Origin of the sequence: Lysinibacillus sp. (assembly GCF_032093475.1) — a bacterium.
GTDB classification, from domain to species: Bacteria; Bacillota; Bacilli; order Bacillales_A; family Planococcaceae; genus Lysinibacillus; species Lysinibacillus irui.
Genome location: NZ_DAMDAY010000083.1, coordinates 15507 through 20913, shown reverse-complemented (window position 1 = coordinate 20913; position 5407 = coordinate 15507). Strand labels below are relative to the sequence as shown.

The window sequence follows — 5407 nt, the reverse complement described above, 5'->3', positions numbered from 1 at the left end:
CGCTCCAAAGGTTGTGATATCCGCTCGAAAATGTGAGCAAAGCGCTCCAAAAGAGGAGGTAACCGCTCGAAAGTAAGAGCAAAGCGCTCCAAAAGAGGAGATAACCGCTCCAAAATCTGGGCAAAGCGCTCCTAACTATGGTGATCCTCACTTTAAATGAAAGATATAAGGCCAACTCACAATATGAAAATCACCCTTTCGTTATTGGAAGCAAACTAGATCGGTTTCTAGTTTGCTTTTTTGTTGTCTAATTGAGAAATTTCAAAAGAAAAGAGGAAAAAAGTAAAACAATGACGAAAATGAATGTACGAATGGTACTATAATAGTAGAAATTTTATGGTAGGACATTTTGCGGAAAGTAAAAATTTATGTAGGTCAATTTAACTTGGATGGAAAATATGAAGGGTGGTAGAGAATAATGTTTATTCAACCGGAATGCCAGTGGAAGCAAGAAAATGGATCAGCAATGCATCAATGGATAAAGCAGCAAGCTAATCCGAATCCAAATGATGTGGATATTGTAATTTATGGTGCGCTTTTATCGTATGCCAGTGGAGGATCAACAAAAGCGCAATATCCAACTGAATTTCGTAAAGTGTGGCCTAGTTTTCAATCATATAATTTAGATGAACAGGTTAATTTACGTGCGCTGTCAGTCGTGGATATAGGAGATGTGGCGATTCATGAACAAGATCGTATGCTTTCTGAATCTGCCATCGAAGCAGCAGCGGAAAATTTAAGTATTGCTTTTCAAAAAAGCTTTACTTGTTTGATTGGAGGAGATCATGCGGTTACTGCCTGTTCCTTAAGAGGTATAAAAAATGCTTTTCCGCAAGATCGGATTGGCATTATTCAGATTGATACACACTTAGATGCAAGGAATCAAGAAGAGGTTGGTTTAGCACAAGATTCTCCCATTCATCAGTTAATGGCAGCAGGAGTTGTTGAGGGGAAACATGTGTATAATGTCGGTTTGCATGGCTTTTTCAATTCACCTGAAATGATTCATTACGCAAGAGAGCAAGGGATTCATATGATTACGTTAAAGCAAATGCGACGAGATGGTATACAGCTCACAATTCGTGAAATGCTTCGTCAGCTGATGTATGAAGTAGATCGTATTTATGTTTCAGTAGATTTAGATGCTCTAGATATTATGTTTGCTCGTGACGTTCCTGCAGCAACACCATGTGGCTTAACGGCCTACGAATTATTTGATATTCTCAAGCTGATTGGAGAAAATGAAGGAGTTCGTCATATTGATTTTGTTTATGCTGATCCTAAGGAAGGAATGCTACGTCCGGAAACCGTTAAAATTGGGGTAACAGCATTTTTACAGTGGTTAACAGGCATTCAACTTGATCACCGTAATCGTATTTCAAAAAAAGGGAAGGTTACGCCGTAAAGTAATAGTATTTCCGTGTATTGACAATGCTGATTAGTGAAAGTTTGTTATAATGTAAAATAGGAAACATTTTATTTTATACAAACTTTGTATTTGTAATAGAGAGGAAATTATATGACAACAAAACCAAAACTATTGATTGTTGACGGTATGGCACTGTTATTCCGTTCATTTTTTGCCTCAGCTGCAATGGGACATTTTATTCGCTTGGCAGATGGGACACCGACGAATGGGGCCCAAGGATTTGTACGTCATGTTTTAACAGCACAATCAATTATGAAGCCAACGCATATGGCTGTTTGCTGGGATATGGGGGCACATACGTTCCGCAATGATTTATTTGATGGCTATAAAGCAAATCGCCCAGCCCCACCAGAGGAAATGCTGCCTCAATTTGATATGGCGAAAAAATTATCGCAGCAAATTGGCTGGCAAAATTTCGGTGTGAAGGGTATGGAAGCAGATGATTTAATTGGTTCCATGATTACTAAATGGCAGGATGAGGCAGATATTACGGTTATTAGTGGGGATAAAGACTTGCTTCAGCTTTTAAGACCTTCTACAGAAATTGCCTTTACGAAAAAGGGCTACACAGAGTACGATATTTATACACATACACGCTTTAAAGAAGAATATCGTATAGAGCCAACGCAGTTTGCACAGGTGAAAGCCTTTATGGGCGATACTAGTGATGGCTATCCAGGTGTCAAGGGTATTGGTCCGAAGCAAGCATTGACGCTCATTCAAACATATGGCTCAATTGACAAGATTCTAGAATCACTTGGTGAATTAAAGCCAGGCCAACGCACAAAAATCCAGGAAAATTTGGACATGCTAAAATTATCCCATGAGCTTGCAACTATTCAAACCGATGTACCAATTGAAGCAGATTTTGCAAGCCTAGCGTTACCAAGCTATGAACCACATATTTTTAAAGAAATAGAAGAGAGTGGCTACACGCTAATCGCCAAGCACGCACGCTCCTTGTATTCCCTTATTTAACAATGAACGCAGAGTATAGTAATATGCTCTGCTTTTTATTTTTTATAAATAAGCGCTATTGAGGTTTAATTTTAACAAACGATAACACCTTCTCATTATCTTTATAGAAAGCTCGACGAATAGTACTTTCATGATGAGGTCTACCATTATCATGAAAAATTAACGATAGGTCGCCATTTTTTATGTCATAGCCAATTAGCGGTACCCAATGATAGGCAAAGGCCGATTTTTTATCTCGCCATTGAAGGCTAAAGTAACGATCAAAACGCATAGCAACGGGACGACCGGCGTCAATCTCCTGTAAAGCTTCTTTTAATGAACAATTTCGAATATCCCAAGTTGGATATAGTCGACGGAGATTGTGGATAAGTCGCCATTTAAATAAGCCAATTTTTGTGCCACCGAGCAGCTTGTAGAGTTCATTTATTGAAGGGGCTGATTTGTTCAAAAAGTTTAATATAACGTGAATAGTAGTAGGTCCACAGGCAGATTGACGGAATCTTGGTGCAATCGATGTATCATATTGTGATGTACCGAGTAGAACTAATTGTTTGTGCATAACAATCTCCTTTTAAAAAGAGCTGCATTTCAAAAATGAAATGCAGCTCTTTGCTCTTTATTGTTGAGCAGATAAAAATTCTGTTACTTGCTGAGGTGTTTTTGCATTGGCACTGTGTAAATGTGCAAGTTTTTCACCGTTTTGGAAAATTAATAAGCTTGGGATTCCCATTACATCATATTTGTCTGCAATTTCTGGAAGCTCATCACGGTTTAGCTCATACCAGTCATATTGGTTGTACTCTTCAATGATTGGATCGATGAACATGTTCATTCGTGTGCAATCTGGGCACCAGCCAGCGTAAAATTTCACTAGTACTTTTTGGTCACCCGCGATTAGTTCATTAAATTGATCTGCTGTAGTAATTGTTTTCATTATATATTCACTCTCCTTGTTTTCCATTCTACACATTTTTCTCTTAACCTGAAAGTTTTCTGTTTGGCCGTTTTGATTGCTACTTATTGTCTGCTTTTAGCTCGTAAAAAACAGAAAAAGATGTATATTGCAAAAATAATTCTTGAAAAAAGATTGCTAAATTAGACAAAATAATCTACACTAAAAACAGAAAAGTAGTTTTATCTTCATTCATTAAAAAGTGAGTTAAGAACGAAGATAAGCCTTAGTCGGGCTTAGTTGCCTGGAATGAATTTCATCCAACAACAGGACGAAAAAACACTAAGGTACACTTGATATTTTTTTGGCCAAAAAATGAATGGCTATTCATTCAATGGGAGAATAAGGGGGAATTGCTTGTGACTTACAACATTAAAAAAGCAGCTGTTCTAGGTTCTGGGGTGATGGGCTCTGGAATTGCAGCACATTTAGCCAATATCGGTATACCAACATTACTATTAGATATTGCACCGAAGGAACTGACGCAAGAGGAAGAGGCAAAGGGTCTTTCTTTAGAGCATCCAGCTGTAAGAAATCGTATTGTAAACGGAGCTTTGCAAAAGTTATTAAAGCAAAAGCCAGCACCACTTACTTCTAAGAAAAATTTATCACTACTAACGGTTGGCAACTTTGAAGACGATCTAGGGAAACTAAAAGATGTAGATTGGATAATCGAAGTTGTAGTTGAAAATTTACCAATTAAACAAAGTCTCTATGAAAAAATTGATGCTGTTCGTAAACCAGGAACAATTATCAGTTCAAACACATCAGGAATTAGTATTAACGCAATGGCAGAGGGACGCTCAGACGACTTTAAAAGGCATTTCCTTGGAACGCACTTTTTCAATCCTCCTCGCTATTTAAAACTATTAGAAGTGATTCCTGCTAATACAACTGCGCCTGAAGTAGTTAGCTTCATGAAAACGTTTGGGGAAGATGTGCTTGGGAAAGGTGTTGTATTAGCAAAGGATACTCCAAACTTTATTGCGAACCGTATCGGAACGTATGGTTTACTTATAACTTTACAGGAAATGTTAAAAGGTGGTTATTCTGTTGGTGAAGTAGACTCTGTAACAGGTCCACTTATTGGTCGTCCGAAATCTGCCACTTTCCGTACACTGGATGTTGTGGGATTAGATACATTTATTCATGTAGCTAAAAATGTTTACGATCAAACAACAGGTGAGGAGCAGCAGGTGTTTGCTGTACCAGAGTTTTTACAGAAAATGGTCGCGAATGGCTGGCTAGGTGCTAAATCTGGTCAAGGGTTCTTCTTTAAACAAGGTAAGGACATACATGAGATTGATCCAACAACTTTAACTTATAGCCCGGTGAAAAAGTTGAAAACTCCTTCTATTGAAATGGCAAAACAAACGCGAGGCTTGGCTAATAAAGTCAAAGCATTAACATATGCGAAGGATCGTACAGGTGAGCTATTATGGGGGATTTTTGCACCAACATTAATTTATTCTGCTCAGCTACATGGTGAAATTGCGGATGATATCGTAGCCATTGACAATGCCATGAAATGGGGCTTCGGCTGGCAACAAGGACCATTTGAAATTTGGGATGCTCTTGGCGTAAAAGACTCTGTAGCGAAAATGGAGTCAGAAGGTCGTGATGTACCTGCATTTGTTAAAGAGATGCTGGCAAATGGTTTTGAGACATTCTATTCTGAAATAGATGGCGATTTAGCTTATTACAATGGGTCACAATATGTGAAAGTGCCAGTTAATGAAAAAGAGATTAATTTAAAACGTTATAAGAAAAAGCATGGTGTCATTAAATCAAATACAGGTGCTAGTTTAATAGACTTAGGGGATGGTATCGCATTACTTGAATTCCATTCACAATCGAATGCAATTGGGTTAGATATTATCCAAATGATTAACTTTGCAATAGATGAAGTAGAGGCTAACTACAAGGGCCTAGTTATCGGTAACCAAGGGAAAAACTTCTGCGTTGGCGCAAATCTAGGAATGATTTTAGTAGAAGCACAGGATGATAATATCTTCGAGCTAGATTTCGTCATTAAGTCATTCCAAGAT

At 38.1% G+C, this 5407-nt stretch carries 5 protein-coding genes; 3 read left to right on the top strand and 2 right to left on the bottom strand.

The genetic code is table 11. The features are described 5' to 3' along the window. The first annotated feature begins 418 nt into the window (after positions 1-418). Both RT445_RS16285 and RT445_RS16280 read left to right on the top strand, forming a co-directional pair. Positions 419-1405 (top strand): agmatinase family protein, encoded by a 987-nt coding sequence (locus RT445_RS16285; RefSeq protein WP_312505891.1) that lies wholly within the window; start codon positions 419-421, stop codon positions 1403-1405. A gap of 114 nt (positions 1406-1519) precedes the next feature. Then, positions 1520-2407: a 5'-3' exonuclease gene (locus tag RT445_RS16280; RefSeq protein WP_312505890.1), complete on the top strand. Its 888-nt coding sequence runs from the start codon at positions 1520-1522 to the stop codon at positions 2405-2407. A 55-nt stretch (positions 2408-2462) separates the two neighbouring features. Here the strand turns inward: RT445_RS16280 and RT445_RS16275 are convergent, their stop codons facing one another. After that, complete coding sequence (locus RT445_RS16275; protein WP_312505888.1) at positions 2463-2966, bottom strand: C39 family peptidase; 504 nt, start codon at positions 2964-2966, stop codon at positions 2463-2465. A gap of 57 nt (positions 2967-3023) precedes the next feature. Continuing rightward, positions 3024-3368, bottom strand: a complete 345-nt coding sequence (locus RT445_RS16270; protein ID WP_274794288.1) for a thioredoxin family protein — start codon at positions 3366-3368, stop codon at positions 3024-3026. 395 nt (positions 3369-3763) lie between these two features. Here RT445_RS16270 and RT445_RS16265 point away from each other — a divergent pair. Beyond that, on the top strand, positions 3764-5407 hold a 1644-nt coding region (locus RT445_RS16265), incomplete at its 3' end, for a 3-hydroxyacyl-CoA dehydrogenase NAD-binding domain-containing protein (protein ID WP_483869418.1).